The sequence below is a fragment of the Undibacterium umbellatum genome (assembly GCF_014284125.1).
In the GTDB taxonomy this organism is placed as follows: Bacteria; Pseudomonadota; Gammaproteobacteria; order Burkholderiales; family Burkholderiaceae_D; genus Undibacterium; species Undibacterium umbellatum.
The window spans coordinates 1-25,860 of the sequence record NZ_JACOFX010000003.1 but is presented as its reverse complement, the minus strand read 5'-3'; the positions used below and the strand labels follow the sequence as shown (position 1 = coordinate 25,860).

Genomic DNA, 25,860 nt, shown 5'->3' with positions numbered 1-25,860 from the left:
GTAGGTGTTTTATATCAATATCCAGGCGCAACGAATAGTACACGTTTCATCAAAAAATGGCTGAAACACGCGCAAGCACTTTGCACACCTGTCTGGCAGCCGCTTTCATCATGAAAAAAGGGGATGGCTATTGCCACCCCCTCCTCAATTACTCTATCTTTGTTTATTATTTCAAACCTGCAACGTAGTCCGCTACCGCTTTAATTTCATCTTCAGACATTTTCTTGGCGATAGTCATCATCTGTGCACTGTTCAGACGGGCACCAGTGATTTTTGCGCCATCCTTGCGGGAACCGTTCTGGAAGCCAGTCAACTGGGCAATCGTGTAATCCTGGTGTTGACCAGCAATACGAGGGAATTGTGCAGGGATACCAGCACCATTCGGGCTATGACAGCCAGCACAGGCTGGAACGTTTTTCTCAGCGATACCACCGCGATAGATTTGTTTACCCAGTTCAACGATGTCTTTATTTTTTGCAGTACCTGGTTTGGATTTTTGTACCGACAGGTAGGCTGCAACGTTTTTCATGTCTTCCGCAGTCATGGCCTTGGCAAACGCGGTCATTACGGCATTTTTGCGTGTATCACCAGTGAAGTCTGTCAACTGCTTTACCAGGTAAGCTTCGTGCTGTGCCGACAACTTGGGGTTGGCAGCGATGGTCGAATTACCAGCTGCACCGTGGCAGGATGCACAAGCAGCAATGCCGCGTGCTGCATCGCCGTTGGTATACAGGGCTTCGCCTTTGACAGGATCAGCTTTGGCTGGCTTGGCTACTTCATTAGCGTAGACCGAGGAGGCAAAAGAAGACACCGCCAGGACTGCGACGCTGATGGACTTGGACAACGATAAAAACGCACGGTTCATTCAAACACCCTGAGACTAAATAATGGAAATCTGCCCTATTGGCGACGCATTGCAGCTATTTTGATACGTAAACAGCACTTTTTGGCAACAAAATACGTTCAAAACTGGCATGTGGACATGGTTTTAATCGCTGCCCAAGACCTAACCCCTTATTGTACAATAGCTTTCGGGCGATTTTACTGCCTTATGTTGCATTTTTCCATTATTCCTTTCCTCTATGTCTATCCTCTGGCAAGCCCGCTTCTTCACTACAGTGAACCATCTGCGCGATCTCCCGCGCACCCACGTGCCCGAAATTGCTTTCGCTGGCCGCTCCAACGCTGGCAAATCGACTGCAATCAATACCCTGTGCAATCAGAAAAAACTCTGTTTTGCCTCCAAAACACCGGGACGCACTCAACATATTAATTATTTTTCCATTGGTGGTGCCCATGTAGGCCAGCATCGCAAAGATGAAACCAGGGTCGATGAAATTCGCGCCCTGTTAGTAGATTTGCCAGGTTATGGCTATGCAGAAGTACCTGGGGCCGCCAAACAACACTGGAACCAGTTACTCGGTGCCTATGTACAAAGACGTACGCAATTAGCGGCGCTGGTCCTGATCATGGATGCACGTCGTCCGTTTACTGATCTTGATATACAGATGCTGGAATGGTTTGCACCAACTGGGCGCCCTATCCATTGCATTTTGACCAAGGCCGACAAACTCAATCGCAGCGAATGTACTGACGCTTTGCGCAAAGCCAAGGCTGTGCTGGACAGTTACGTTGATGATGAAGGCCCGCTCTTCCCTTTCAGCCTGCAATTGTTTTCTGCACTGAAACGCATAGGTATAGAAGAAGCTGATGCAGCGGTACAGCGCCTGGTTGGACTGGACCGTGACCCTGTCGTCGACACTATTGATGAAAACGATGCAGATGCGAACGCAAATGTAACAGATTCGCCTGCAGAAACCCCGGCGGACAAGCCTGCCGACGCAGAATAAAAAAACCCCGGCAAAATTAGTTATTTGCCGGGGTAATAACACCGTTACGAATAGGGACGCACGGTGCCCGCTCAGGGAGGAGAAGCGGTAGGCGTGGAGTTGATCCAACCTATGCATTAAGATGTTGCAACTTCAAAAAAGTTTCATTAACCTGCATAAAATTCTTTTCATTGATTTTCATCTGACTATGTCATCCATAAAACAATCTCATCCCTCAGCACATTTCCCCGCAATACGTATGCGCCGCATGCGTAAGGATGCGTTTTCGCGCGCATTGATGCGTGAAAACATGGTCACTGCATCTGATTTGATTTACCCCGTTTTTGTCATCGACGGTGTCAACCAAAGTGAAAAAATTTCATCCATGCCTGGCGTGGAAAGAGTAACGATAGATTTGCTGATGGGCGTGGCGGAAGATTGCGTGGCCCTTGGTATTCCGGTGCTGGCGCTGTTCCCTGCCATCAACCCGCAATTGAAAACGCCAGATGGCGTAGAAGCCACCAATCCCAAAGGTTTGATCCCTCGCGCAGTACGCGAGCTGAAAAGCCGCTTCCCTGAACTGGGTGTATTGACCGATGTCGCGCTGGACCCCTATACCAGCCACGGCCAGGATGGTTTGATCAATGCTGACGGCTATGTCCTCAATGACGAAACTACAGCCATGCTGGTACGCCAGGCATTGGTGCAAGCCGAAGCTGGTGTCGACATCGTTGCCCCCAGCGATATGATGGATGGCCGCATAGGTGCGATCCGCCACGCGCTGGAAGTCAATGACTTCATCCATACCCGCATCATGGCTTACTCTGCGAAATATGCATCAGCTTTTTACGGCCCTTTCCGCGAAGCCGTATGTTCTGCTGCCAACCTGGGCAAGAGTGATAAAGCCAGTTACCAGATGGACCCGGCCAATAGCGATGAAGCCTTGCGCGAAGTCGCTCTGGACCTGGCAGAAGGTGCTGACATGGTGATGGTAAAACCCGGCATGCCTTATCTGGATATCGTGCGCAGGGTCAAGGATGAATTCAAGGTGCCGACCTTTGCTTATCAGGTCAGTGGTGAATATGCGATGATCAAGGCCGCTGCGCAAAATGGCTGGCTCGATCACAACAAGACCATGATGGAATCCATGCTCGCGTTCAAGCGTGCTGGTGCCGATGGCGTCCTTACGTACTTCGCCCGCGACATTGCGCGCCTGCTGAAGCATACTGGTTGATCACCATGTCTGCGATGTTGCGCTCTGTCTTCATCTTCATTTTTGCTGCGCTGGCAATCGCCGGAGCAGAACTGGGAAAAGAGATAAGCAGTGCGCAATATCTCCACTACATTTTCAAACCACTGACGACCCTCACTATTTTCTTTTTTGCCTGGCACAGCAAGCCTGTCATCAGTCGCACCTATCAGCAAGCCATACTGGCAGGCATCATCTGCTCGCTGATTGGCGACGTCTTCCTGATGTTACCGTCTAGCGTATTTCGCCAGGGATTCCTATGCGGCCTGTTGAGTTTTTTGCTGGCCCACATTTGCTTCTTGCGCGCCCTGCTCACAGATAGCCGCTTCGCTGGCAAACCGCTGGCCTTTGTCAGCATCGCAGCACTTGGTATCATCAACCTGTCCATATTGTGGCCGGGCTTGCCCAGCGCCTTGCAGATACCAGTCGTTGCCTACGTCTGTCTGCTGCTTTGCATGACAGCACAAGCCATCAGCCGTGGTTTGCAATTGCGCAGCATGTCTGGCCGCCTGGCTTTGATTGGCGGCCTATGCTTCATGCTGTCAGATACCCTGCTCGCTTACAATCGTTTCTACGCACCTATTGCCCATTCCCCTTTACTCATCCTCAGCAGCTATTATCTGGCGCTGTGGCTGATTGCTGCTTCGGTCACATCATTCCCCTCTGAATAAGGCCAGGATCATGCATGAAAAAATCATTACCTTTGCCAGCCCGGTTTTTTTCATTCTGATCGCCCTAGAATTTATCGTGGCACGCAAGCGCCAGCGCCATTTGTATCGGATCAATGATTCACTCAACAGCCTATCCCTGGGTGTCATGAGCCAGATCATAGGAGCATTTTCCAAGCTGTTTTCGATAGGCATGTATGCCCTGGTGCTCAAGTATCTTTCGCTGTTCAACCTGCCATCAGACAGTGTCTGGGTATGGGTAGCGGCCCTGCTACTCTACGATTTTTTGTATTACTGGCTGCACAGGATGGGGCATCAAACCAATCTGTTATGGGCTGCCCATGTCGTACACCATCAGAGCGAACAATACAATCTGAGCACAGCCTTGCGGCAAACCAGCACAGGCCCCTTGTTTGGCTGGATTTTTTATCTGCCCATGGCGCTGATAGGCTTTCCACTGGATGTGTTTATTGCGGTTGCCCTCATCGATTTACTCTACCAGTTCTGGGTACACACCGAACAGATAGGCAAGCTCGGCTGGTTTGACCGCATATTTGTGTCCCCCTCCAATCATCGGGTTCACCATGCTGTCAATGACATGTATCTGGACAAGAATTTTGGCGGAATACTAGTGATCTGGGACAGACTGTTTGGCACTTTCATCGAAGAGCGAGATCATGTAGCTATCGTCTACGGCACGCGCAAGCCTCTGCGAAGCTGGAACCCCTTGTGGGCCAACCTGGAAGTGTACGAGCAAGTCTGGCGCGATGCCTGGCACACGAAAAACTGGCTGGATAAATTGCAGATCTGGTTGCGCCCACCTAACTGGCGTCCTGCCGACTTGCTGGCGCAATCTGCGCCTACCACATTCAATTTGCAACGCCCCATTTATGATCCCGCCATGAGCAAGGCTACAACATGGTATTGCATCGTGCAGTTTATCCTGCTGCTGCAAGCGGCGACGCATTTTTTGTTGGTGTATAAATCCATCAGCGCCTTGAATGCCACCATCTATGTGAGCTGGCTGGTTATGGGTCTTTGGTGCATAGGCGGCCTGATGGAAAGAGGTCGTATTTACCTGTTGCCTGAGACCGTGCGTATACTGTGCATCCTGGTGATGAATTTATTTACTGCCAACTGGTTTTACTCCTTTGCATTGTCCACGCCAATTCAGGCATTGCTGACTGCCACTTGCCTGATTTCGCTGGTTGGACTCTGGCTTATTTTCTCCCGACAAAAGACGCATGGACATCTTCCACATTAACGATACGCAGACCCTGAAAAATCCTGACAAACCTGAAACCCTGATCAATGCTGTAGGTTTTCTGTGGCTCGATGCCAGCCATGATGAAGTCGCAGCAGACCCGGAAGCATGGCGTAGCAGTGTCGAGGCCATGACGGGAACGCAAATTTATGACTTGCATTTGAAGGACATCAGCAATCTCTCGCACCCATCCTATTTCGATGCTACTGAAGACTATGAAATGGTGGTGTTTCGCAAGCTGACACTGACAGAAGCAAATGGCGACAACAAGAGTGGCGTGAATCGCAAGATACCTGCAGCTCTGAATAAACTGGCGACCTCGCCAGTGTCTTTTTTGCTGATGAAAAATGTTCTCATCACAGTACGCCCTGCACAAAGCCGCACGGTCGAACTGGCGCGCCAACGCCTGCTGGATTATCGATCGAGAGCAGAGAATAATACCCACGGCAGCCGCTTGCCAGCGTCACCGGAAGAATTGATGTTGCGGCTCTTGAACGCCATGGTCGATCAATACCTAGAATTGCGCCATCCACTGACCCAGCAACTCGATCGGTGGCAACATGCCTTGCTGGACCCGCGCCGCCCTTTCAATAACTGGCTGGCCTTGCTCGACTCTCGGGTGGAACTACGCAAGCTTGATAACCTGTGTGAAGAACAGCGCGATGCCATGCAGGAATTGCGCGACCATATCGTCGATACCCACGATGGCAATAGCCGTGCCAAGGATTTGCTGCTGGTGCGCACCAATGATGTGATGGAACATATCAGTCGCGTGCTCAATCATGCTCGCCGCCTCGAAGCATCACTGGAATCGGCAGTGCAAATCCACTTTGCAGCGATGGCACACAGAACCAGCGAAATCATGCGTACCCTGACTGTGATCACCGCCCTGTTCATGCCCTTGACCTTACTCACAGGGATCTTCGGCATGAACTTTGAAGTCATGCCCTTGCTCAAGCATGCTTCTGGTTTCTGGTACATCATGGGAGGCATGGGTGTCATCGTGGTGCTCTTGCTGATTTATTTCCGCAGCCAGCGCTATCTGCAAGATCAGGCCAGCCGTCGCATTGAATGACATACTGGATAAAATGCGGTCTGCGTAATACGATCTGTGAAGACCAAATCAACAAACTAATTTAAATACCAATGCAAGAACATACCTTTCTCTGGCATGACTATGAAACCTTTGGCGCTGTCGCCCGTCGCGACAGGCCTGCGCAATTTGCCGCCATACGCACGGATGCTGAACTCAATGAAATCGGCAAACCGCTCATGCTGTACTGCCAACCCGCCAATGATTTCTTGCCTGACCCGCAGTCTTGCCTGATCACCCATATCACACCACAAACCTGCCTGGAGCGTGGCATACCTGAGCATGAATTTGCATCAAAGATAGAACAGGAACTGGCCAAGACTGGCACTATCGGTGTCGGCTATAACACCATACGTTTCGATGATGAAATTACCCGCTTCATGTTCTGGCGTAACCTCATCGACCCGTATGCGCGCGAATGGCAAAACAATTGTGGCCGCTGGGACATCATGGACATGGTGCGTACCTGTTATGCGTTGCGCCCGGAGGGTATCAACTGGCCAAAGAATGATGAAGGCAAGCCCAGCTTTCGCCTGGAGCACCTGACCAAGGCCAATGGCATTGCGCATGAAGCAGCACATGATGCCTTGTCAGATGTGCGCGCGACGATAGCTTTGGCACGTCTGATACGTGAGCGTCAGCCCAAGTTATTCGATTTTTGCTTTGCCCTGCACAAAAAAGACAAGGTTGCATCAGAAATTGATATGCCCGTGCTGAACAAAGCGTTCTTGCATGTGTCGGGCATGTTCCCGATAGAGCGTGGGTGCTTGGCCGTCATGTGGCCGCTGGCCATGCATCCCAAGAACAAGAATGAAGTCATCGCCTGGGACCTGTCCCATGATCCGACAGAGCTGGCGGGACTGGATGCAGAGACCATACAGCTGCGCATGTTCAGCAAGAGCGATGCCTTGCCTGAAGGTGTGCAGCGTCTGCCAGTGAAAAGCATACACATCAACAAGTCCCCCATCGTCATTGGCAATCTAAAAACCTTGACTGCCCCCATGGCTGAGCGCTGGAAGATAGATATGCATCTGGTGCAAGAGCACATCATCAAAGCGGCCTCCCTGCCCGCCTCTGCCAAGGCAATCTGGGAAGAAGTGTATGCCCGCCCTGAGGCTGCGGCCAGCGACGTCGATGAAGACTTGTATGGCGGCTTTGTGGGTGCTGGTGACCGCCGTCTACTCAATGAGTTACGCCGCAAGAAGCCAGTGCAACTGGCTGCCGTCAGCGTCGTCTTCCAGGATGTCCGCCTGGCCGAATTGCTATTCCGTTACCGCGCCCGTAATTTCTTTGACAGCCTGAGCATGGAAGAAAAGGAAACTTGGGAAGAACACCGCGCCGCACGTTTGCTTGATGGTGCAGGCAATGCCAGGACGGTGGACATGTATTTCAATGAGATCGATACTTTGTCAGAAACAGCAGATGAAGCGGCAGAAGAGATTTTAGGCGCTTTGTATGACTATGCTGAAATGATCGTGCCGTCGAGATAAGCTGAATTCATTCTGCATTTCAAAAACAAAAGCCACGAGTGACTCGTGGCTTTTGTTTTTTTTACTGATGCACTACATGAGTTGCGCAAAATTGTCCCAGCAAGGCTATCGCTTTCAGGAAACCTCCCTTGCAAGGGAGGTTCGTTGCATCGGCAGGCAACATGTTGCCTGAAATCCCGACTATACCATCAGCGACGAAGACAGTACTTTAGTACGGCTAGGAGCTGCAACGCAGTTGGGGCGGTTTTGCGCAAGTCATGGTTTGTTTGGCTGTGGTGTCACGCGCAGATAAGGGCGGGCAGCGGTATAGCCTTTAGGATATTTTTGTTTGATCACGTCTTCATCCTTGATAGACAACGGAATGATCACGTCATCACCATCACGCCAGTTACCTGGGGTAGCGACGGTATAGCCATCTGTCAATTGCAGGGCATCAATGACCCGCAGGACTTCATCAAAATTGCGTCCTGTGGTCAGAGGATAAGTGATGATGAGACGGACTTTTTTATTCGGGTCGATGACGAACAAGGATCGCACAGTCACAGTCTCGGACTGGTTAGGGTGGATCATGTCATACAATGCGGCAACTTTTTTGTCGGCATCAGCGACGATAGGGAAACCGACTACCGTATTTTGTGTAGCTTCAATATCCTTGATCCATTGCAGATGGGATTCTGCACCATCGACTGAGAGGGCGATGGCTTTTACATTGCGCTTGTCAAATTCTGGCTTGAGTTTTGCTGTCAAGCCGAGTTCTGTTGTGCAGACGGGCGTGAAGTCAGCCGGATGGGAAAACAAAACTACCCAGGAATTACCTGCCCATTCATGAAATTTCAAAGGGCCGATAGAAGAATCCTGTTCGAAATCAGGGGCGATATCGCCTAAACGCAAAGTCATATTTTTCTCCAAAAAGAAACAAGAGTTTGAATATAGCCCCTCTGTCGCCCTTACTCAAGGATAGTTTTGTTGCATGCTTATACATTCTAAGAATATGCTTTATTTGCCCTCAGCACGATTCAAGGATTGCAGGAATTTATCCGCATTCTGATAACCGATGACGCGCTGACGGGGAATTTCCTTACCCTGCGCATCAAAGAAGATAATGCCTGGAGGGCCGAACAGGCCAAAGCGTTTCAACAGGGCTTTATCATCGGCATTGTTGGCAGTGACATCAACTTGCAGCAAGAGCATATTGTCGAGCTTGGCTTTGACCTTGGTTTCTGGGAAAGTCAGTTTTTCCATCTCTTTGCAAGAGACGCACCAGTCCGCGTAAAAATCCAGCATGACCGTTTTGCCTTTGGATTGCGCCAGGGCAGCATCAAGTTCTGCAATGCTGCGCACACGGGTAAATTTTACATGTTCCGTACTGCCACCGTACAAGTGGGCAACGGGAGAAAATACATCGCGGCCACCAGTCGCAACACCAACGAGTTGCACGGCACCGAGCAGGGAAAACATTACTGCCACAGCTTTGGCGAACATGCCACTACGATGGAAAAATAATTGATAGATGGCATAGGCAAGCAACAAGATGGCCCATCCCAGCATTTGCGACCAGGCCGGGATCACTGGACTGATCATCCACAGGGCCATGGCCAGCATCAAGACACCAAAGAAACGTTTGATACTTTCCATCCACATACCAGCGCGTGGCAACAGGCTACCGGCCGAGATACCCACCAGCAGCAATGGCACGCTCATGCCCATCGCCATGGCAAACAAGGCCGAGCCACCAACGACGACATCGCGGGTCTGGCTGATATAAACCAGCGCACCTGCCAGTGGAGCGGCCACGCAAGGGCCAACGATCAGGGCAGAGATTGCCCCCATGAAAAACACACCTACCAGCTTGCCATTGCGCTGACCTTCTGATGCAATGGTGAGCTTGGTTTGCAAGGCAGCAGGCACCTGCAATTGATACACATTGAACATGGACAGCGACAATATCACCATCAGCAAGGCGAAGGCACCAAGTACCCAGGGATTTTGCAAAGTAGCCGACAAACCTTCGCCAACCAGTCCCGCCGCTATGCCGAGGGCCGTGTACACCAGCGCCATGCCAAGGGCGTAGCACAAGGACAGCAGAAAGCCGCGACTGCGTTTGATGCCAGCACCTTCACCGACGATGATGAAGGACAAAATTGGCACCATAGGCAAGACACAGGGAGTGAAGGACAAGCCCAGGCCAAGCAGTAAGAACAAAGGCAGGATCAGGACCAATCTACCGCTCTTCAGTGCAGCGCTGATGCTGCTGGTTTCCTCATCAGTGCTAGCTTCTGCGCCTTTGCCATTGGATTCTGTACTAACATTAGCGGTAGCAATGCTGGCATTTGCTGCGGTCTGTGTGCCAGCGCTGTTGGCCCCAGTTATCTGCAACTTAACCGGCGTCTCCAGCGGTGGATAGCACAAACCTCCGTCAGCACAGCCCTGCCGCCCTATGTTCAGGGTGAAATCTGCCGCCGCCTGGACAGGCACACGCACCACCAGGGATTTACGATAAGTCTCTACTTCTTTTTGAAAGGTTTCATCAAACTTGACCTTGCCAGCTGGCATGGTTATGTCACCAATCTTGGCATCATCTGAGCTGAATTTGAAACGTTCACGGTACAGGTAGTAACCGTCTGCTATCGTAAAAGTCACCTCGGCCATGCCTGGCTCTATCATTCTGGCAGATACTTTGAATGCCTCTTCAGGGTCGAGGAAGTCTTCTGCCTTGGCATTGGATGACAATAGGGAGGCAAACAGCAAGGCAGCCAGCAAGGCACACAGGCACCATAGCTGCGATATCCTGACATTCTGGAGCTTGGCTGGCATGCTTACAGAAAACAACGGCGTTGAGGTATTCATGGCGTTTCAGTTTCTTTTCTCACCCAGTCCAGATAAGCCGGTAGTCCGGCCAACAGGGGGATGGCTATTATTTCGGGTAGATCATAGGGATGCTGGCTCAGTATCAGTGCTTCCAGCCCGGCATAGCAAGCTTGCCGGGTCTTGATCATCAATTGCACTTCTGTATCAGCCTGTTGCTCGCCGTCCCAGTTGTAGATGGACAATATATCAGGAGAAATGTTCACGCAGGCAGCCAATTTTTCGGCGACGATCTGGCTGGCCAGCTTTCTGGCCATGTCGCGGCTGGGCAGATTAGTCAATACCAGGATCAGATTGTCATTATCCATTGTTATTCTCTATTTGGTCGAACGCCATGCCTGGCCATTACAGGGCACCACAAAATATGTGTCCCGGAATAAGTGCGCATATGCAAAAAGCCGTTCAGTTTACACTGAACGGCTTTTTCTAGTCTTGAGCAGGAAGCCCAGGCTTGCTAATTACTCAGCAACAGGTGCATCAGCTGCATCTACGCCTTCTGGACGGTCCAGCAATTCAACGTATGCCATAGGAGCATTATCGCCAACGCGGAAACCCATTTTCAGGATACGCAGGTAGCCGCCGTTACGATTTGCGTAACGTGGGCCCAGTTCAGCAAACAGCTTAACTACCATTTCGCGGTCGCGCAAACGGGAGAAAGCCAAACGCTTGTTAGCCAGTGTGTCTGTTTTACCCAAAGTCAGAATCGGCTCGATAACGCGGCGCAGTTCTTTAGCTTTTGGCAAAGTTGTTTTGATGGCTTCGTGACGCAACAGGGATACTGTCATGTTGCGCAGCATTGCCAGACGGTGGGAAGAAGTACGATTCAGCTTACGTAAGCCGTGACGATGACGCATGGTATTTCCTTTCAGATTTAAATGCCAGCTCTTCTATCGATAAGTAAACTTATCGCGGGCCGGTAATTATTTTTACTACAGTTAAAAAACGAGCAGGCTGTCCCAGCCCACCCGTCAGACAAAATTATTTTTCCAGGCCAGCAGGTGGCCAGTTTTCCAGTTTCATGCCCAGAGACAAACCACGGGAAGCCAAAACTTCTTTGATTTCGTTCAACGACTTGCGACCCAGATTTGGGGTCTTCAACAGTTCATTTTCACTACGCTGTATCAGATCACCAATGTAGTAAATGTTTTCTGCTTTCAGGCAGTTGGCTGAACGTACTGTCAGTTCCAGATCATCGACTGGACGCAACAGGACAGGATCAACTGCAGGTACGCGGGATGGAGCTTCAGCAGCGGCTTCAGTACCTTCCAGAGCGGCAAAGACATTCAATTGATCAACCAGCACGCGGGCAGATTGACGGATTGCTTCTTCAGGAGAGATAACGCCATTGGTCTCAATATTGATGACCAGTTTATCCAGATCAGTACGTTGTTCAACGCGGGCAGATTCCACAGCGTAAGAAACACGGCGTACTGGTGAGAAAGACGCATCCAATATCATACGACCGATGGTTTTGTTCGCATCTTCAGACAAGCGACGAACGTTACCAGGTACATAGCCACGGCCTTTTTCTACCTTGATCTGCATGTCCAGCTTACCGCCGGCAGTCAGATTGGCGATAACGTGATCCGGGTTGATCAGTTCTACGTCATGCGGCAGATCGATGTCGGAAGCCAATACTGCGCCTTCGCCATCTTTTTTCAATGTCAGCGTGACTTCATCACGGTTGTGTAACTTGAAAACTACACCTTTCAAGTTCAACAGAATGTCGACGACGTCTTCTTGCACGCCATCAAGGGAAGAGTATTCATGAACGACACCGGCGATCACAACTTCAGTCGGTGCATAACCAACCATAGTGGACAACAGGACGCGACGCAACGCGTTGCCCAGTGTGTGGCCATAGCCACGTTCAAACGGTTCCATCACGACTTTAGCGTGACCGGCACCCAACATTTCCACATCGATAATACGTGGCTTTAACAGATTGTTTTGCATGAATGTCCTTTTCAATACCCTCGGTTCGTTACACCGATAAGGCTGACGGCATTAAAGAAAAAAGCCTGCCTGTAACAAAACAGGCAGGCGGTGAAACTTAAGTATTAACGAGAATACAATTCAACGATCAAGGATTCGTTGACATCGTGAGCGATGTCGCTACGATCTGGCATGGACTTGAAAGTACCTTCCAGTTTTTTCGCATCAACAGCTACCCATGAAGGCATGCCGGATTGCTCTGCCAGGGACAGCGCTTCAGCGATACGAACTTGTTTTTTAGCTTTTTCACGAACTGCAACTACGTCACCAGCTTTAACTTGGTAAGAAGCGATGTTAACAACGATACCGTTGACTGTGAATGCTTTATGGCTCACCAGCTGACGTGCTTCAGCGCGTGTGGAACCGAAGCCCATACGATAAGCAACGTTGTCCAGACGGGATTCTAGCAATTTCAACAGTGTTTCGCCTGTGTTGCCTTTTTGACGGTCAGCTTCAGCGAAGTAGCGGCGGAACTGACGTTCCAAAACGCCGTACATACGTTTAACTTTTTGCTTTTCGCGCAATTGGTTACCGTAGTCAGAGGTACGAGCACCGGAAGTGCGACCATGTTGACCTGGTTTTGCGTCCAGTTTGCATTTGGAGTCCAGGGAGCGACGTGCGCTCTTCAAGAACAGGTCCGTGCCTTCGCGACGGGAAAGTTTTGCTTTTGGTCCGATATAACGTGCCACGATATTTTCCTTGTAAATGACGTAATGTTTTCTACACTACGCTAGTCTGATCTACCTGCAACCAGACGGTGGTCTTAACAACAAAGGCTAAGCCTTTGATTAATTTGTACTACTCTAAAATTTCCACAACACAAAACCCGCCAACGGAATGGCGGGTCTGCATTCTAACGGAGATTCCGCAAGAATGCCAGCAGAGAATAAATCTGCTTGCTTAAGGCGCTTAAATAACCAGCGTCTTAGTGTTCCAGCTTAGATACGACGACGCTTTGGAGGGCGGCAGCCGTTATGTGGAACTGGAGTAACGTCTTGAATCAGGGAGATCTTGATACCCAGATTGTTCAAAGCGCGTACTGAAGATTCGCGACCTGGGCCTGGGCCTTTGATACGAACTTCCAGATTTTTGATACCGCATTCAACGGCCACTTTACCTGCTGCTTCTGCTGCGACCTGCGCTGCAAACGGAGTAGATTTACGTGAGCCTTTAAAACCAGCACCACCGGCAGTTGCCCAAGACAACGCATTGCCTTGACGATCAGTGATCGTGATGATGGTGTTGTTGAAAGAAGCGTGAACGTGAGCAATACCTTCTGCAACGTTCTTTTTAACTTTCTTACGCGCACGTGCTGCTGCAGCGTTATTTTGAGCTTTTGCCATAATGTTTTCCTTGGATCCGGGCTAGCCTGGATTATTTCTTCAAAGATTGCGCTGCTTTACGTGGACCCTTACGAGTACGCGCATTTGTGCGAGTACGTTGGCCACGGCAAGGCAAGCCTTTACGATGACGGAGACCACGGTAGCAACCCAAGTCCATCAAGCGCTTGATGTTCATGGACAGTTCACGACGCAAGTCGCCTTCGACGATAAATTTACCGATTTCGTCGCGAAGCTTCTCGAGTTCGTTGTCATCCAGATCTTTAACCTTTTTATTGGTCAAAACACCTGTTGCGTCACAGATTTTCTGTGCGCGTGGACGGCCAATACCATAGATAGCTGTTAAGCCGATTACGGTATGCTGATGATTTGGGATATTAACCCCTGCGATACGTGCCATTCGTTATTCCTCGTTCAATAACGTTAATTAACCTTGGCGCTGCTTATGGCGTGGTTCTGTGCAAATAACACGAACAACACCCTTGCGCTTGATGATTTTGCAGTTGCGGCAGATCCGCTTAACTGATGCGAGAACTTTCATTTTTGCCCTCTTTCCTTCTAGTTCATTTTAAATTTACTTGGTACGGAACACTATTCGCGCCCGGCTCAAATCATAAGGCGTCAATTCCACTGTCACCTTATCACCTGGAAGAATACGAATATAGTTCATTCGCATCTTCCCGGAAATATGGCCAAGTACAACATGCCCGTTTTCCAACTTAACTCGAAATGTTGCATTCGGAAGATTCTCAAGAATCTCGCCCTGCATCTGTATAACGTCGTCTTTTGCCATTCGATCTGCTGTCCCCTGGGCGATTACCTCGAAGGAATCCCGCCCTTGAAATTTGCTTTACGAAGAAGCGATTCATATTGCTGGGACATAACATAGTTCTGTACCTGCGCCATAAAGTCCATGGTCACCACCACGATAATCAGCAGAGACGTTCCGCCGAAATAAAATGGTACTTTCCACTTCGCAATCAAAAATTCTGGCAACAGACAAACCAGCGTAATGTAAATCGCACCTGCCAGCGTCAAACGCATCAATATCTTGTCGATATAGCGTGCGGTCTGATCACCAGGACGTATCCCGGGAACAAAAGCACCACTCTTCTTCAAGTTGTCTGCGGTTTCTTTACTGTTAAATACCAATGCGGTATAGAAGAAGCAAAAGAAGATGATCGCTGCTGCATACAACAAAGCGTGTATCGGCTCACCAGGCGCCATCGACGCTGCCAGATCCTTCAGGAAAGTGATAAAACCACTTGTTGAAGATTCTGCACCCTTGGTGAACCAACTGGTAATCGTCGCCGGGAACAAGATAATCGAAGAAGCAAAAATAGGAGGAATCACACCAGCCATATTCAACTTCAGTGGCAAATGACTGCTTTGCCTTTGCGACACCCTGTTGCCAGTTTGTTGCTTGGCATAGTTCACCAAGACCTTGCGTTGACCGCGCTCGACAAACACCACAGCAAACGTTACTGCAGGAACTACAACACAGATAACCAGTGCAGCAAAGTTACCCATTTGACCAGTACGGACCAGTTCAAACAAATTACTCAAACCACCAGGCAAACCTGCTGCAATACCAGCGAAAATGATAATTGAAATACCATTTCCCAGACCGCGTTCAGTGATTTGCTCACCTAACCACATCAAGAACATAGTGCCTGTCACCAGTGACAAGACCGTTGTTAAACGGAATGCCAATCCAGGGTCAAGTACCAAGCCGGCCTGACCTTCCAGACCAAATGCGATGAAGTAACTTTCGATCAAGGCAAGAACCACAGTGCCATACCGTGTATATTGCGTAATCTTTCTACGGCCGGACTCACCCTCTTTTTTGAGAGCTTCCAACTGCGGAGAGACGATCGACATCAATTGCATGATGATCGACGCAGAAATATACGGCATGATACCCAGCGCGAACACGGTAAATCTTTGCATCGCACCGCCAGAGAACATATTAAACATACCCAGCAAACCACCCTGGTTTTGTTTAAACATTTCTTCCAGCACTTTGGCGTCTATACCTGGTACAGGAACATGTGCACCAATCCTGTAGACAACCAGTGCCGCCAGCAAGAACCAGAGTCGCCCCCAGGGAAACCCGCTTGCAGCACTTTTAGCTTGTTGTGGAGATGTTGCCAATTAATGCTCCGGTTGTCTGCTCAAATTAAGCGATTGTGCCACCAGCAGCTTCGATTGCAGCTTTAGCGCCTTTAGTGACGATCAAGCCGTTCAAAGAAACTTTCTTGGTGATAGCACCAGACAAGATCACACGGACTACACGTGCGAGCTCAGAAACTACGCCGGCTTGTTTCAAAGCCAAAACGTCGATCTCTGTCACTGGCAGGTTTTCCAGATCTGTCAGGCGAACTTCTGCTTTGTACGGAGTTGCCAGTGATTTGAAACCACGTTTTGGCAAACGACGTTGCAGAGGCATCTGACCGCCTTCAAAACCGACTTTATGAAAGCCGCCTGAACGGGATTTTTGGCCTTTATGACCGCGACCCGCTGTTTTACCTAAGCCTGAACCGATACCGCGACCAACACGACGTTTGTAGTGTTTTGCGCCATCAGCTGGCTGGATTGTATTCAATTCCATAATTTGCTCCGATCGCAAACCTGACGGCTTACGATACAACCTTCACAAGATACGAGACTTTATTGATCATGCCGCGTACGGATGGCGTGTCTTCCAATTCGGAAACTGAATTAACACGACGCAGACCCAGGCCACGTACAGTTGCACGGTGATCCTGGCGTGTGCCGATCAAACCTTTAACCAATTGCACTTTTACTGTCTTAGACATGAGGTGCTCCTTAACCGAGAATTTCTTCAACAGTTTTGCCACGCTTTGCAGCGATTTCAGATGGAGTACTCATCTTGGCCAAACCATTCAAAGTTGCACGAACCATGTTGTATGGATTTGTGGAGCCGTTGGATTTCGCCACGACGTTTACAATACCCATTACTTCAAAAATCGCGCGCATTGGACCACCAGCGATAACGCCAGTACCTTCTTTTGCTGGAGAAATCATGACGGAAGATGCGCCGTGCTTGCCAGTAACGGTGTGTTGCAGAGTACCGTTCTTCAAAGTCACTTTGATCATCTTACGACGTGCTTCTTCCATCGCTTTTTGTACAGCAACTGGAACTTCTTTCGATTTCCCTTTGCCCATACCGATACGGCCATCGCCGTCACCAACGACTGTCAGCGCCGCGAAACCCATGATACGACCACCCTTGACCACTTTGGTCACGCGGTTGATCGCGATCATTTTTTCGCGCATGCCATCATCCGGCTTGTCGGCTGCTGTTTTTGCTTGCATTTTTGCCATGACAAATTTTCCTTAGAACTTCAAGCCAGCTTCACGGGCTGCTTCTGCAAGCGCCTTGACGCGACCGTGGTAACGGAAACCGGAGCGGTCAAACGCAACTTCGGTAACCCCTGCTTTGATTGCCTTCTCTGCAACACGTTTGCCGATCAAGCTCGCTGCAGCAGCGTTGCCGCCAGCACCAGACTTGCCAGCCAACTCTGCACGTACTTCTGCCTCTACGGTAGAAGCCGATGCCAACACTTTGGCATCTGGGCCAATGATGTTTGCATAGATGTGCAGGTTTGTGCGATGCACGGCCAGGCGGTTCACTTTGAGTTCTGCGATCTTGGCACGGGTTTGACGTGCGCGGCGCAGACGTGATTGTTTCTTGTCCATCGTCAACCCCTATTACTTCTTCTTGGTTTCTTTAATCACAACCACTTCGTCCGCATAGCGAACGCCTTTGCCTTTATAAGGCTCTGGACTGCGGTATGCACGAACTTCAGCGGCGACCTGACCAACTTTTTGCTTATCAATCCCTTTAATCAGGATCTCAGTTGGAGTTGGTGTTGCACATGTAACGCCAGCTGGCATTGCGTGAACAACAGGGTGCGAGAAACCAAGAGACAAATTCAATTTGTCGCCTTGAGCTTGCGCTTTGTAACCAACACCGACCAGGTTCAGTTTCTTTTCGAAACCTTTAGTGACGCCGTTAACCATGTTGTTGACCAGGGCACGCAAGGTACCGCTCATCGCATTGGCTTCACGACCATCATTCGCTGGGGAAAAACTCAAAGTGCCATTGTCGTTCGCAACTGTCACCAGGCCGTTCAAGGCTTGAGACAACACGCCCTGTGGGCCTTTAATTGTAATCTGCTCTGTCGAAATGGTGACTTCAGCACCTGCCGGCAAAGCGATTGGCATCTTACCTACTCGAGACATCTTTCACTCCTTAGGCGACGTAGCAAATCACTTCGCCACCGACACCGGTTGCGCGCGCTTTGCGGTCAGTCATAACGCCTTGTGGTGTGGAAACGATCGCCACTCCCAAACCGTTCATGACACTTGGGATCTCGTCTTTACCTTTGTAAATACGGAGACCTGGACGTGATACACGTTCCAAGCGTTCAATCACAGGACGTCCTGCGTAATATTTCAAGCCGATTTTTAATTCGGACTTACCTGCAGTTTCAGAAACTGCGAAATCTTCAATGTAACCTTCGTCTTTAAGTACGTTCGCAATTGCGATCTTTACTTTAGAGGACGGCATCGCGACGACAGTCTTTTGAACAACTTGTGCGTTACGGATGCGGGTCAGCATATCGGCGATAGGATCGCTCATACTCATTGCTTATTCTCCTATTACCAGCTGGCTTTAGTCATACCCGGGATTTCACCACGCATGGCGACTTCACGGAGTTTAATACGGCCCAAACCGAATTTACGGAATGTGCCACGTGGGCGACCTGTCAAGGCGCAGCGGTTACGCTGACGGGTCGGATTGGAGTTACGTGGCAATGCCTGCAACTTCAGACGGGCAGCGTACTGCTCTTCTTCAGTCTTTGATTGGTCATCAATGATGGCCTTCAATTCGGCACGCTTACCAGCGAATTTCTTCACCAGGTCTGCACGCTTTTGCTCACGATTAATCAGTGCCAGTTTTGCCATGGCGACCTCAGTTTCTGAACGGAAATTTAAATGCGGCGAGGAGCGCTTTCGCTTCTTCGTCGGTCTTTGCTGTTGTCGTGATACTGATGTTCATACCACGCAACGCGTCGATCTTGTCGTATTCGATTTCAGGGAAAATGATTTGTTCCTTGACACCGATATTATAGTTACCACGACCATCAAACGCACGACCAGAAACGCCACGGAAGTCACGTACACGTGGCAAAGCCACAGTAATGAAACGGTCCAGGAATTCATACATCTGAGCGCCACGCAAAGTTACCATACAACCAATTGGGTAGCCTTCACGGATTTTAAAACCAGCGATCGCTTTGCGAGCTTTGGTAACTACTGGTTTTTGACCAGCAATCTTGGTGAGGTCGCCAACTGCATGCTCAATAATCTTTTTATCTGCAATTGCTTCAGACAAACCCATGTTCAGGGTGATTTTCAAGATGCGCGGAACTTCCATGACTGACTTATAAGCGAACTTTTCAGTCAGATCACCAACGATTTTATCTTTATATATTGCTTGTAGACGGGCCATGATGTTATGCCTTCACAACTTCGCCAGTCGACTTGTAGATACGGACTTTCTTGCCATCCACTACCTTGAAGCCTACACGGTCTGCTTTGCCAGACGCTGCATTAAACAATGCAACATTCGACACATGAATCGGCATCACTTTATCCACGATGCCACCTACTGCGCCAGTCATTGGGTTAGGCTTAACAGCTTTTTTAGCAACGTTAATACCTGCAACAACAACGTAATCGCTATCGATACATGTTTGTACCTGACCGCGCTTACCTTTGTCTTTACCCGTCAAGACGATGACTTCGTCGTTTTTACGAATTTTGTTCATCACGACCCCTTACAGCACTTCTGGAGCCAAAGACACGATTTTCATAAAGCGCTCAGTACGCAGTTCGCGTGTTACTGGGCCGAAAATACGAGTACCGATAGGCTCAAGTTTTGCATTCAACAATACTGCAGCATTGCCATCAAATTTGACCAACGAGCCATCTTGACGACGAACACCCTTAGCTGTCCTCACGACAACGGCGTTGTAAATTTCACCTTTTTTTACACGACCGCGCGGAGCAGCAGACTTTACAGTGACTTTAATTACGTCACCAATACCCGCATAACGACGCTTGGAACCGCCCAACACTTTAATGCACAGAACTTCGCGCGCACCAGTATTGTCAGCCACTTCCAGCCGGCTTTCTGTTTGAATCATAATGTTCTCTTTCCCAACTTAATCCACACAACTTGCGCAATGCAAATTTGTAGTCAGTCTTGGTCCCGCCAGCTAACCCCTACATAACCTACAATGCACGAGCCAACTGATTAGGTGGACGATTTTTTAACCACTTTCACAACAAGAGGGCGCTATGAAAGACATTTAGGCTGCCACTCGCACACTTTGCAAATGACAGCCCATCATTATTACACTAAAAAACGATTTGTGCAATAAATTTATACTACTTGTGCGACTTGAACCACACGTGTCACTGTCCAAGCTTTAGTCTTGGAGATAGGACGACCTTCTTGAATTTCAACGGTGTCGCCGGCCTTTGCCTGGTTCGCTTCATCGTGTGCGTGGTACTTGGCACTACGGACGATGATCTTGCCATACAAAGGATGCTTGACGTGACGTTCAACAACCACTGTTACGGTTTTGTCCATCTTGTCGGAAACAACCTTGCCAATCAATGTGCGCTTCAGTGCGACTTTAACTTGATCGTTCATTATTTGGCATCCTTCTGGTTCATGACGGTTTTCACACGTGCGATGTCACGACGAACTTTCTTCAATTGAGAAGTGTTAGTCAGCTGTTGCGTAGCGATTTGCATGCGCAGGCTGAATTGAGCCTTCAACAATTCATTCAGTTCTTTGGTCAAAGCCGCCTGATCCTTACCTTGGAGTTCAGATACTTTCATTTACAACTCCTATTATTGGCCGACTTGACGGACGACGAACGTAGTCAACAGCGGCAATTTAGCTGCAGCCAAGCGGAACGCTTCGCGTGCCAGCGTCTCATCGACACCATCCATTTCGTACAACATTTTGCCTGGTTGAATCTCGGCAACGTAGTACTCAGGATTACCTTTACCATTACCCATACGGACTTCCGCTGGTTTCTGGGAAATTGGCTTGTCCGGGAAAATGCGGATCCAGATACGGCCACCGCGTTTAATGTGACGAGTCATTGCACGACGCGCTGCTTCAATCTGACGCGCTGTGATACGACCACGACCAACTGCCTTCAAGCCAAACTCACCGAAGGAAACTGCTGTACCACGAGTATGCGAGATACCCTTGTTACGGCCTTTCTGTTCCTTGCGATATTTTCTGCGTGCTGGTTGCAGCATGATTATTCTCCTGCTTTCTCAGCCGGTGCTGCAGCGTCAGCTTTTGCGCGTACGCGCTTGGCTGCCGGGGCTGCTGCGCCGGTCGTCGGTGTTTGTCCTTCTGGACGCTTGGCGCGTGGACGGCTATTTGGCTTGCCATCATCACGACGTGGGCCACGACGTTTTTTGTCGTCTTCCGGTGTCGATTCAATAACAGGCGCATCGCCATTTGCCAAACGATCGCCTTTGTAGACCCATACTTTTACGCCAATAATGCCGTAAGTTGTGGATGCTTCGCCAAAGCCGTAGTCGATGTCAGCACGCAGAGTATGCAGAGGCACGCGGCCTTCGCGATACCATTCTTTACGTGCGATCTCGATACCGTTCAAACGACCACCAGACATGATCTTGATACCTTGAGCGCCCAAACGCATTGCATTTTGCATCGCACGTTTCATGGCGCGACGGAACATGATGCGTTTTTCCAGTTGCTGAGCGATAGAATCAGCGATCAGTTGAGCATCGATTTCTGGCTTGCGAATTTCTTCGATGTTGACGTGCACTGGCACGCCCATCAATTTCGACAATTCAGCTTTCAATACTTCAATATCTTCGCCTTTTTTACCGATCACAACGCCTGGACGGGAGCTGTATATCGTGATGCGTGCGTTTTTAGCAGGACGCTCAATAACGATGCGGCCTACAGACGCGTTTTTCAGTTTCTTCTTCAGGTATTCACGTACCTTCAGATCTTCGATGAGCATAGTGGCAAAGTTACCATTGCCAGCATACCAACGAGAAGACCAGTTACGTGTTACTGCCAAACGAAAACCGGTTGGATGTATCTTCTGTCCCATCGTGACTCCTTAGTTACCAACGGTCACATAAATGTGACAGGATTGTTTAGAGATACGATCACCACGACCTTTAGCGCGTGCTGTGAAGCGCTTCAGAATCGCACCTTTTTCGACATAGATAGTCTTTACTTTCAGCTCGTCGATATCCGCGCCATCATTGTGTTCGGCGTTTGCAATTGCAGACTCCAACACTTTCTTGATGATCGCAGCACCTTTTTTAGGGCTGAATGCCAGGATATTCAATGCCTGATCTACTTTTTTACCGCGAATCAGGTCAGCCACCAGGCGACCTTTTTGCTCAGACAGACGCACACCGCGCAAATTTGCTTTAGTTTCCATCATCGGTCCTTATCTCTTAGCCTTTTTATCGGCAGCGTGACCCTTGAACGTACGGGTCAGCGCGAATTCGCCGAGCTTGTGACCAACCATGTTTTCGGAAACATAAACTGGTACGTGTTGCTTACCGTTATGAACCGCAATGGTCAAACCGATGAAGTCCGGCATAATTGTCGAACGACGGGACCAAGTCTTGATTGGCTTCTTGTCTTTGGTCGCTTGCGCGGTTTCGACTTTCTTCACCAGGTGGGCGTCGCAAAACGGCCCTTTTTTCAATGAACGTGTCATGTTTTATCCCTTATTTCTTGCCACGGCGTGAGACGATCATCGAAGTAGTGCGCTTGTTGCGACGAGTCTTCTTACCCTTGGTTTGCTGACCCCATGGTGATACTGGGTGACGGCCGGCTGCAGTTTTACCTTCACCACCACCGTGCGGGTGATCGACCGGGTTCATGACCACACCGCGAACGGTAGGACGAACACCACGCCAACGCATTGCACCAGCTTTACCGATTTTGCGCAGGTTATGCTCACCGTTGCCTACTTCACCGATAGTCGCGCGGCATTCGATATGAATACGACGAACTTCACCGGAGCGCAGACGAACCTGAGCGTAAGTACCTTCACGCGCCATCAATACAACGCCAGCACCAGCTGTACGTGCAATCTGAGCACCTTTACCTGGCAGCATTTCTACGCAATGCATAGTTGTACCGACCGGGATATTGCGGATAGGCAAACAGTTACCAGATTTGATTGGCGCTTGAGAGCCGTTCATGACCTGATCACCAGCAGCCATACCTTTGGGAGCAATGATGTATGCACGCTCACCATCCGCGTAGCACAACAAAGCAATGTGCGCTGTACGGTTAGGATCGTATTCAATACGTTCTACTTTTGCAGGGATACCATCTTTGTTGCGTTTGAAGTCAACCAGACGATAATGCTGCTTGTGACCACCACCGATATGACGGGTAGTGATGTGACCGTTATTATTACGGCCAGCAGTTTTTGATTTCTTTTCCAACAAAGCAGCGAACGGACGACCTTTGTACAGGCCTTCTGTCACTACCTTCACCATACCACGACGACCTGGTGAGGTTGGCTTCATCTTAACGAGTGCCATGCTTATGCCCCCTCAGTGAAGTTAATTTCCTGACCTGGCTTCAAGCATACAAAAGCGCGTCTTGTATGATTGCGGCGGCCATTAAATTTACCGGTACGTTTTTGTTTACCTTGGCGATTTGCTACTTGTACGGATTCAACTTGTACTTTGAACAGCAATTCGACGGCAGCTTTGATTTCTGGCTTGGTTGCATCTGGCATAACCAGGAAAACCACTTGCTCATTCTTCTCAGCAACCATAGTTGCTTTTTCAGAAATAACAGGAGCCAGCAACACCTTCATCAGGCGTTCTTCGCTAATTTTGACTTGTGCGCTCATGCCAGCATCTCCTCAATCTTTGCCAGTGCTGGCTTGGTGATCAACACTTTCTTGTAGAACACCAAAGAAACTGGATCAGCATAACGTGGTTCAACAACCAGCACGTTTGCCAGGTTACGCGCTGCCAACATCAGGTTTTCATTGAATTCGTCAGTAATGATCAGGACGGAATCCAAGCAACCCATTGCTTTCAGTTTGTCGGACAACAGTTTTGTCTTAGGTGCGTCAACAGTAACATCGTCAACCACATTCAAACGACCTTCACGAGCCAACTGGGACAGAATCGAGCAGATACCTGCGCGATACATCTTTTTGTTAACTTTGTGAGAGAAATTCTCATCAGGCGAGTTCGGGAATATACGACCACCGCCACGCCATAATGGAGAAGAAGACATACCAGCACGTGCACGACCAGTACCCTTTTGACGCCAAGGCTTCTTGGTTGTGTGATGAACTTCTTCACGATCTTTTTGTTTGCGATTACCGCTACGAGCATTGGCTTGGAATGCAACAACGACTTGATGGATCAAGGCTTCATTGTAATCACGACCAAAGATAGTATCAGGAGCGGCTACATTAGACGCTGCTTGACCTTGTTCGTTTAGGAGCTTCAGTTCCATGGATTAGGCTCCCTTCTTGGCTTTAACTTTAACAGCAGGAGATACAATCACCTGACCATTTTTTGCACCCGGCACGGCACCCTTCACCAGCAACAACTGACGCTCTGCATCTACGCGAGCGATTTCCAGATTTTGCACAGTGCGAGTTGCATCACCCAGATGACCAGTCATGCGCTTACCAGGGAATACACGACCTGGATCCTGCGCCATACCGATAGAACCAGGTACATTATGCGAACGGGAGTTACCGTGAGTTGCACGACCAGAAGAGAAGTGATGGCGCTTGATAGTACCGGCATAGCCTTTACCAATCGTCACACCTTGCACGTCCACTTTTTGACCAGCTTCGAACATGCCAACAGGCACGACATCGCCTGCTTTCATTTCAGCGGCTTTAGCAGCATCAATACGGAATTCTTTTAATACAGTACCAGCTTCAACACCTGCTTTTGCGAGGTGACCGGCAGCCGCTTTTGTTACGCGGGATGCACGGCGCTGACCGAAAGTTACCTGAACAGCGGAGTAACCGTCTGTTTCAGGAGTTTTGACTTGCGTCACGCGGTTGTTGGACACGTCCAAAACAGTAACAGGAATCGAATCCCCATCATCTGTAAAGATGCGCATCATGCCAACCTTGCGACCAACTAGGCCCAAGCTCATTGTTTTCTCCATTCTCACCTACGATTGGGTGAGGCTGATGTTTAAAAAACTTAAACGAATAGGCCAGCCGGAGCTGACCCACATCTAAGCCTTCGATTATAGCCCGCAAATTTTTTATTTACAAGACTAATTTATTTGAATTTTCGAAAAATTGTGGTATGTCGAATTTTCAGTATTTTTCTGAGAATACTAATTTGCATCAGTATGCTCAAATCAATAAGAATTATTGCAATTTGATTTCTACGTCAACGCCAGCTGGCAGATCGAGCTTCATCAACGCATCAACTGTTTTGTCAGTTGGGTCAACGATGTCCATCAAACGCTGGTGAGTACGGATTTCAAATTGATCACGGGAAGTTTTGTTCACGTGTGGGGAACGCAGTACGTCGAAGCGCTGGATACGTGTAGGCAAAGGAACCGGGCCTTTAACAACAGCGCCAGTGCGCTTGGCTGTTTCCACGATTTCCAGAGCGGACTGATCGATCAGTTTGTAATCGAAAGCCTTCAGACGGATACGGATTTTTTGATTTTGTGTGGACATGTTCATTCCTATAAAGAGCGAGCCAGGTACGGCAGAGCCGCCGGCATATTTAATAAAGAGCGAAAACTAAATTGGCTGCCGCATTAAATTCAATACGGCAGCCAGCTAGTATACTACAAATTACAGCAGATATTACTCGATGATTTTAGCAACAACGCCAGCACCGACTGTACGACCACCTTCACGGATAGCAAAGCGCAAGCCTTCTTCCATCGCGATCGGGTTGATCAGTTTTACAGTGATAGAAACGTTATCAC

General features: G+C 49.3%; 40 protein-coding genes. 6 read left to right on the top strand and 34 right to left on the bottom strand.

The window, feature by feature from the left end; all coding sequences use genetic code 11:
• Positions 1-166: 166 nt before the first annotated feature.
• Complete coding sequence (locus tag H8L47_RS08395) at positions 167-865, bottom strand: c-type cytochrome (RefSeq protein ID WP_186953141.1); 699 nt, start codon at positions 863-865, stop codon at positions 167-169.
• 217 nt (positions 866-1,082) lie between these two features.
• On the opposite strand from H8L47_RS08395, the gene yihA reads away from it, so the two are divergent.
• The 6 genes from yihA (at position 1,083) to sbcB (ending at position 7,593) form a co-directional block, all read left to right on the top strand.
• Entirely contained in the window at positions 1,083-1,850 is a 768-nt protein-coding gene (gene yihA / locus H8L47_RS08390; RefSeq protein WP_186953140.1) for a ribosome biogenesis GTP-binding protein YihA/YsxC, read from the top strand.
• Positions 1,851-2,037: 187 nt separating this feature from the next.
• Positions 2,038-3,063 carry a porphobilinogen synthase gene (gene hemB, locus H8L47_RS08385; RefSeq protein ID WP_186953139.1) on the top strand — a complete coding sequence of 342 codons (1,026 nt, stop codon included), beginning with the start codon at positions 2,038-2,040 and terminating at the stop codon, positions 3,061-3,063.
• Between the two features lie 5 nt (positions 3,064-3,068).
• Positions 3,069-3,749: a lysoplasmalogenase gene (locus tag H8L47_RS08380; protein WP_186953138.1), complete on the top strand. Its 681-nt coding sequence runs from the start codon at positions 3,069-3,071 to the stop codon at positions 3,747-3,749.
• Positions 3,750-3,759: 10 nt separating this feature from the next.
• On the top strand, positions 3,760-5,010 hold the full coding sequence (locus H8L47_RS08375; protein ID WP_186953137.1) for a sterol desaturase family protein: 1,251 nt from the start codon (positions 3,760-3,762) through the stop codon (positions 5,008-5,010).
• Positions 4,991-6,085: a magnesium transporter CorA family protein gene (locus H8L47_RS08370; RefSeq protein ID WP_186953136.1), complete on the top strand. Its 1,095-nt coding sequence runs from the start codon at positions 4,991-4,993 to the stop codon at positions 6,083-6,085. Before H8L47_RS08375 ends, H8L47_RS08370 begins: the two co-directional genes overlap by 20 nt.
• Before the next feature lie 71 nt (positions 6,086-6,156).
• Positions 6,157-7,593 carry an exodeoxyribonuclease I gene (gene sbcB, locus H8L47_RS08365; protein WP_186953135.1) on the top strand — a complete coding sequence of 479 codons (1,437 nt, stop codon included), beginning with the start codon at positions 6,157-6,159 and terminating at the stop codon, positions 7,591-7,593.
• A gap of 255 nt (positions 7,594-7,848) precedes the next feature.
• Here sbcB and H8L47_RS08360 read toward each other — a convergent pair whose 3' ends face one another.
• The 33 genes from H8L47_RS08360 to H8L47_RS08200 form a co-directional block, all read right to left on the bottom strand.
• A complete protein-coding gene (locus H8L47_RS08360; RefSeq protein WP_186953134.1) occupies positions 7,849-8,490 on the bottom strand; it encodes a peroxiredoxin in 642 nt (213 codons plus the stop codon).
• Positions 8,491-8,589: 99 nt separating this feature from the next.
• Entirely contained in the window at positions 8,590-10,440 is a 1,851-nt protein-coding gene (gene dsbD / locus H8L47_RS08355; protein WP_186953133.1) for a protein-disulfide reductase DsbD, read from the bottom strand.
• Positions 10,437-10,766: a divalent-cation tolerance protein CutA gene (cutA, locus tag H8L47_RS08350; protein ID WP_186953132.1), complete on the bottom strand. Its 330-nt coding sequence runs from the start codon at positions 10,764-10,766 to the stop codon at positions 10,437-10,439. The genes dsbD and cutA overlap by 4 nt, the downstream gene beginning before the upstream one ends.
• Positions 10,767-10,916: 150 nt before the next feature.
• Entirely contained in the window at positions 10,917-11,312 is a 396-nt protein-coding gene (rplQ, locus tag H8L47_RS08345) for a 50S ribosomal protein L17 (RefSeq protein WP_110255935.1), read from the bottom strand.
• Positions 11,313-11,436: 124 nt separating this feature from the next.
• Positions 11,437-12,414, bottom strand: coding sequence for a DNA-directed RNA polymerase subunit alpha (locus H8L47_RS08340; protein ID WP_186953131.1), 978 nt, complete (start codon positions 12,412-12,414; stop codon positions 11,437-11,439).
• Between the two features lie 104 nt (positions 12,415-12,518).
• Complete coding sequence (gene rpsD, locus H8L47_RS08335; protein ID WP_110255933.1) at positions 12,519-13,142, bottom strand: 30S ribosomal protein S4; 624 nt, start codon at positions 13,140-13,142, stop codon at positions 12,519-12,521.
• A 249-nt stretch (positions 13,143-13,391) separates the two neighbouring features.
• Positions 13,392-13,796, bottom strand: coding sequence for a 30S ribosomal protein S11 (gene rpsK / locus H8L47_RS08330; RefSeq protein ID WP_110255932.1), 405 nt, complete (start codon positions 13,794-13,796; stop codon positions 13,392-13,394).
• A gap of 31 nt (positions 13,797-13,827) precedes the next feature.
• Positions 13,828-14,193 (bottom strand): 30S ribosomal protein S13, encoded by a 366-nt coding sequence (gene rpsM / locus H8L47_RS08325; RefSeq protein WP_186950499.1) that lies wholly within the window; start codon positions 14,191-14,193, stop codon positions 13,828-13,830.
• A gap of 27 nt (positions 14,194-14,220) precedes the next feature.
• Positions 14,221-14,334, bottom strand: coding sequence for a 50S ribosomal protein L36 (gene rpmJ / locus H8L47_RS08320; protein WP_014004415.1), 114 nt, complete (start codon positions 14,332-14,334; stop codon positions 14,221-14,223).
• Positions 14,335-14,367: 33 nt separating this feature from the next.
• Positions 14,368-14,586: a translation initiation factor IF-1 gene (gene infA / locus H8L47_RS08315; protein ID WP_005663428.1), complete on the bottom strand. Its 219-nt coding sequence runs from the start codon at positions 14,584-14,586 to the stop codon at positions 14,368-14,370.
• Positions 14,587-14,609: 23 nt separating this feature from the next.
• Positions 14,610-15,947, bottom strand: a complete 1,338-nt coding sequence (secY, locus tag H8L47_RS08310; RefSeq protein ID WP_186953130.1) for a preprotein translocase subunit SecY — start codon at positions 15,945-15,947, stop codon at positions 14,610-14,612.
• Between the two features lie 25 nt (positions 15,948-15,972).
• Positions 15,973-16,404: a 50S ribosomal protein L15 gene (rplO, locus tag H8L47_RS08305; RefSeq protein ID WP_110255929.1), complete on the bottom strand. Its 432-nt coding sequence runs from the start codon at positions 16,402-16,404 to the stop codon at positions 15,973-15,975.
• Between the two features lie 28 nt (positions 16,405-16,432).
• Complete coding sequence (gene rpmD / locus H8L47_RS08300; RefSeq protein WP_110255928.1) at positions 16,433-16,612, bottom strand: 50S ribosomal protein L30; 180 nt, start codon at positions 16,610-16,612, stop codon at positions 16,433-16,435.
• A gap of 10 nt (positions 16,613-16,622) precedes the next feature.
• The gene (rpsE, locus tag H8L47_RS08295) at positions 16,623-17,141 is read right to left on the bottom strand and encodes a 30S ribosomal protein S5 (protein WP_110255927.1); all 519 of its coding nucleotides are present in this window, start codon (positions 17,139-17,141) and stop codon (positions 16,623-16,625) included.
• A gap of 12 nt (positions 17,142-17,153) precedes the next feature.
• The gene (rplR, locus tag H8L47_RS08290) at positions 17,154-17,516 is read right to left on the bottom strand and encodes a 50S ribosomal protein L18 (RefSeq protein WP_110255926.1); all 363 of its coding nucleotides are present in this window, start codon (positions 17,514-17,516) and stop codon (positions 17,154-17,156) included.
• A gap of 12 nt (positions 17,517-17,528) precedes the next feature.
• A complete protein-coding gene (gene rplF / locus H8L47_RS08285) occupies positions 17,529-18,062 on the bottom strand; it encodes a 50S ribosomal protein L6 (RefSeq protein WP_110255925.1) in 534 nt (177 codons plus the stop codon).
• Positions 18,063-18,072: 10 nt separating this feature from the next.
• Positions 18,073-18,468: a 30S ribosomal protein S8 gene (rpsH, locus tag H8L47_RS08280; RefSeq protein ID WP_110255924.1), complete on the bottom strand. Its 396-nt coding sequence runs from the start codon at positions 18,466-18,468 to the stop codon at positions 18,073-18,075.
• A 14-nt stretch (positions 18,469-18,482) separates the two neighbouring features.
• Positions 18,483-18,788, bottom strand: a complete 306-nt coding sequence (gene rpsN, locus H8L47_RS08275) for a 30S ribosomal protein S14 (protein ID WP_110255923.1) — start codon at positions 18,786-18,788, stop codon at positions 18,483-18,485.
• A gap of 7 nt (positions 18,789-18,795) precedes the next feature.
• Positions 18,796-19,335, bottom strand: coding sequence for a 50S ribosomal protein L5 (gene rplE / locus H8L47_RS08270; protein WP_186953129.1), 540 nt, complete (start codon positions 19,333-19,335; stop codon positions 18,796-18,798).
• A gap of 4 nt (positions 19,336-19,339) precedes the next feature.
• Entirely contained in the window at positions 19,340-19,654 is a 315-nt protein-coding gene (gene rplX, locus H8L47_RS08265; protein ID WP_186953128.1) for a 50S ribosomal protein L24, read from the bottom strand.
• Between the two features lie 9 nt (positions 19,655-19,663).
• The gene (rplN, locus tag H8L47_RS08260; protein ID WP_006464924.1) at positions 19,664-20,032 is read right to left on the bottom strand and encodes a 50S ribosomal protein L14; all 369 of its coding nucleotides are present in this window, start codon (positions 20,030-20,032) and stop codon (positions 19,664-19,666) included.
• A 239-nt stretch (positions 20,033-20,271) separates the two neighbouring features.
• On the bottom strand, positions 20,272-20,544 hold the full coding sequence (gene rpsQ, locus H8L47_RS08255; protein ID WP_110255920.1) for a 30S ribosomal protein S17: 273 nt from the start codon (positions 20,542-20,544) through the stop codon (positions 20,272-20,274).
• Positions 20,544-20,735 carry a 50S ribosomal protein L29 gene (rpmC, locus tag H8L47_RS08250; RefSeq protein WP_110255919.1) on the bottom strand — a complete coding sequence of 64 codons (192 nt, stop codon included), beginning with the start codon at positions 20,733-20,735 and terminating at the stop codon, positions 20,544-20,546. Before rpmC ends, rpsQ begins: the two co-directional genes overlap by 1 nt.
• A gap of 12 nt (positions 20,736-20,747) precedes the next feature.
• Positions 20,748-21,167, bottom strand: coding sequence for a 50S ribosomal protein L16 (gene rplP / locus H8L47_RS08245; RefSeq protein WP_110255918.1), 420 nt, complete (start codon positions 21,165-21,167; stop codon positions 20,748-20,750).
• Positions 21,168-21,169: 2 nt separating this feature from the next.
• Positions 21,170-22,003 carry a 30S ribosomal protein S3 gene (rpsC, locus tag H8L47_RS08240; RefSeq protein ID WP_186953127.1) on the bottom strand — a complete coding sequence of 278 codons (834 nt, stop codon included), beginning with the start codon at positions 22,001-22,003 and terminating at the stop codon, positions 21,170-21,172.
• 9 nt (positions 22,004-22,012) lie between these two features.
• Entirely contained in the window at positions 22,013-22,345 is a 333-nt protein-coding gene (gene rplV, locus H8L47_RS08235; protein WP_174244915.1) for a 50S ribosomal protein L22, read from the bottom strand.
• 6 nt (positions 22,346-22,351) lie between these two features.
• Positions 22,352-22,627: a 30S ribosomal protein S19 gene (rpsS, locus tag H8L47_RS08230; RefSeq protein WP_110255916.1), complete on the bottom strand. Its 276-nt coding sequence runs from the start codon at positions 22,625-22,627 to the stop codon at positions 22,352-22,354.
• Between the two features lie 10 nt (positions 22,628-22,637).
• Positions 22,638-23,465, bottom strand: a complete 828-nt coding sequence (rplB, locus tag H8L47_RS08225) for a 50S ribosomal protein L2 (RefSeq protein WP_186950513.1) — start codon at positions 23,463-23,465, stop codon at positions 22,638-22,640.
• Between the two features lie 2 nt (positions 23,466-23,467).
• Positions 23,468-23,782: a 50S ribosomal protein L23 gene (rplW, locus tag H8L47_RS08220; protein ID WP_110255914.1), complete on the bottom strand. Its 315-nt coding sequence runs from the start codon at positions 23,780-23,782 to the stop codon at positions 23,468-23,470.
• A complete protein-coding gene (gene rplD, locus H8L47_RS08215) occupies positions 23,779-24,402 on the bottom strand; it encodes a 50S ribosomal protein L4 (RefSeq protein WP_186953126.1) in 624 nt (207 codons plus the stop codon). The genes rplW and rplD overlap by 4 nt, the downstream gene beginning before the upstream one ends.
• Positions 24,403-24,405: 3 nt before the next feature.
• On the bottom strand, positions 24,406-25,062 hold the full coding sequence (gene rplC / locus H8L47_RS08210) for a 50S ribosomal protein L3 (protein WP_186953125.1): 657 nt from the start codon (positions 25,060-25,062) through the stop codon (positions 24,406-24,408).
• 223 nt (positions 25,063-25,285) lie between these two features.
• Positions 25,286-25,603, bottom strand: a complete 318-nt coding sequence (gene rpsJ, locus H8L47_RS08205; protein WP_110255911.1) for a 30S ribosomal protein S10 — start codon at positions 25,601-25,603, stop codon at positions 25,286-25,288.
• A 132-nt stretch (positions 25,604-25,735) separates the two neighbouring features.
• On the bottom strand, positions 25,736-25,860 hold a 125-nt coding region (locus tag H8L47_RS08200), incomplete at its 5' end, for an EF-Tu C-terminal domain-related protein (protein ID WP_456243385.1).

Coding starts and splice junctions, on each gene's coding strand:
- H8L47_RS08395 (WP_186953141.1), bottom strand. CDS start 865: ATGAACCGTGCGTTTTTATCGTTGTCCAAGTCCATCAGCGTCGCAGTC.
- yihA (WP_186953140.1), top strand. CDS start 1,083: ATGTCTATCCTCTGGCAAGCCCGCTTCTTCACTACAGTGAACCATCTG.
- hemB (WP_186953139.1), top strand. CDS start 2,038: ATGTCATCCATAAAACAATCTCATCCCTCAGCACATTTCCCCGCAATA.
- H8L47_RS08380 (WP_186953138.1), top strand. CDS start 3,069: ATGTCTGCGATGTTGCGCTCTGTCTTCATCTTCATTTTTGCTGCGCTG.
- H8L47_RS08375 (WP_186953137.1), top strand. CDS start 3,760: ATGCATGAAAAAATCATTACCTTTGCCAGCCCGGTTTTTTTCATTCTG.
- H8L47_RS08370 (WP_186953136.1), top strand. CDS start 4,991: ATGGACATCTTCCACATTAACGATACGCAGACCCTGAAAAATCCTGAC.
- sbcB (WP_186953135.1), top strand. CDS start 6,157: ATGCAAGAACATACCTTTCTCTGGCATGACTATGAAACCTTTGGCGCT.
- H8L47_RS08360 (WP_186953134.1), bottom strand. CDS start 8,490: ATGACTTTGCGTTTAGGCGATATCGCCCCTGATTTCGAACAGGATTCT.
- dsbD (WP_186953133.1), bottom strand. CDS start 10,440: ATGAATACCTCAACGCCGTTGTTTTCTGTAAGCATGCCAGCCAAGCTC.
- cutA (WP_186953132.1), bottom strand. CDS start 10,766: ATGGATAATGACAATCTGATCCTGGTATTGACTAATCTGCCCAGCCGC.
- rplQ (WP_110255935.1), bottom strand. CDS start 11,312: ATGCGTCATCGTCACGGCTTACGTAAGCTGAATCGTACTTCTTCCCAC.
- H8L47_RS08340 (WP_186953131.1), bottom strand. CDS start 12,414: ATGCAAAACAATCTGTTAAAGCCACGTATTATCGATGTGGAAATGTTG.
- rpsK (WP_110255932.1), bottom strand. CDS start 13,796: ATGGCAAAAGCTCAAAATAACGCTGCAGCAGCACGTGCGCGTAAGAAA.
- rpsM (WP_186950499.1), bottom strand. CDS start 14,193: ATGGCACGTATCGCAGGGGTTAATATCCCAAATCATCAGCATACCGTA.
- rpmJ (WP_014004415.1), bottom strand. CDS start 14,334: ATGAAAGTTCTCGCATCAGTTAAGCGGATCTGCCGCAACTGCAAAATC.
- infA (WP_005663428.1), bottom strand. CDS start 14,586: ATGGCAAAAGACGACGTTATACAGATGCAGGGCGAGATTCTTGAGAAT.
- rplO (WP_110255929.1), bottom strand. CDS start 16,404: ATGGAATTGAATACAATCCAGCCAGCTGATGGCGCAAAACACTACAAA.
- rpmD (WP_110255928.1), bottom strand. CDS start 16,612: ATGTCTAAGACAGTAAAAGTGCAATTGGTTAAAGGTTTGATCGGCACA.
- rpsE (WP_110255927.1), bottom strand. CDS start 17,141: ATGGCAAAAATGCAAGCAAAAACAGCAGCCGACAAGCCGGATGATGGC.
- rplR (WP_110255926.1), bottom strand. CDS start 17,516: ATGGACAAGAAACAATCACGTCTGCGCCGCGCACGTCAAACCCGTGCC.
- rplF (WP_110255925.1), bottom strand. CDS start 18,062: ATGTCTCGAGTAGGTAAGATGCCAATCGCTTTGCCGGCAGGTGCTGAA.
- rpsH (WP_110255924.1), bottom strand. CDS start 18,468: ATGAGTATGAGCGATCCTATCGCCGATATGCTGACCCGCATCCGTAAC.
- rpsN (WP_110255923.1), bottom strand. CDS start 18,788: ATGGCAAAACTGGCACTGATTAATCGTGAGCAAAAGCGTGCAGACCTG.
- rplE (WP_186953129.1), bottom strand. CDS start 19,335: ATGGCCCGTCTACAAGCAATATATAAAGATAAAATCGTTGGTGATCTG.
- rplX (WP_186953128.1), bottom strand. CDS start 19,654: ATGAACAAAATTCGTAAAAACGACGAAGTCATCGTCTTGACGGGTAAA.
- rplN (WP_006464924.1), bottom strand. CDS start 20,032: ATGATTCAAACAGAAAGCCGGCTGGAAGTGGCTGACAATACTGGTGCG.
- rpsQ (WP_110255920.1), bottom strand. CDS start 20,544: ATGAACGATCAAGTTAAAGTCGCACTGAAGCGCACATTGATTGGCAAG.
- rpmC (WP_110255919.1), bottom strand. CDS start 20,735: ATGAAAGTATCTGAACTCCAAGGTAAGGATCAGGCGGCTTTGACCAAA.
- rplP (WP_110255918.1), bottom strand. CDS start 21,167: ATGCTGCAACCAGCACGCAGAAAATATCGCAAGGAACAGAAAGGCCGT.
- rpsC (WP_186953127.1), bottom strand. CDS start 22,003: ATGGGACAGAAGATACATCCAACCGGTTTTCGTTTGGCAGTAACACGT.
- rplV (WP_174244915.1), bottom strand. CDS start 22,345: ATGATGGAAACTAAAGCAAATTTGCGCGGTGTGCGTCTGTCTGAGCAA.
- rpsS (WP_110255916.1), bottom strand. CDS start 22,627: ATGACACGTTCATTGAAAAAAGGGCCGTTTTGCGACGCCCACCTGGTG.
- rplB (WP_186950513.1), bottom strand. CDS start 23,465: ATGGCACTCGTTAAGATGAAGCCAACCTCACCAGGTCGTCGTGGTATG.
- rplW (WP_110255914.1), bottom strand. CDS start 23,782: ATGAGCGCACAAGTCAAAATTAGCGAAGAACGCCTGATGAAGGTGTTG.
- rplD (WP_186953126.1), bottom strand. CDS start 24,402: ATGGAACTGAAGCTCCTAAACGAACAAGGTCAAGCAGCGTCTAATGTA.
- rplC (WP_186953125.1), bottom strand. CDS start 25,062: ATGAGCTTGGGCCTAGTTGGTCGCAAGGTTGGCATGATGCGCATCTTT.
- rpsJ (WP_110255911.1), bottom strand. CDS start 25,603: ATGTCCACACAAAATCAAAAAATCCGTATCCGTCTGAAGGCTTTCGAT.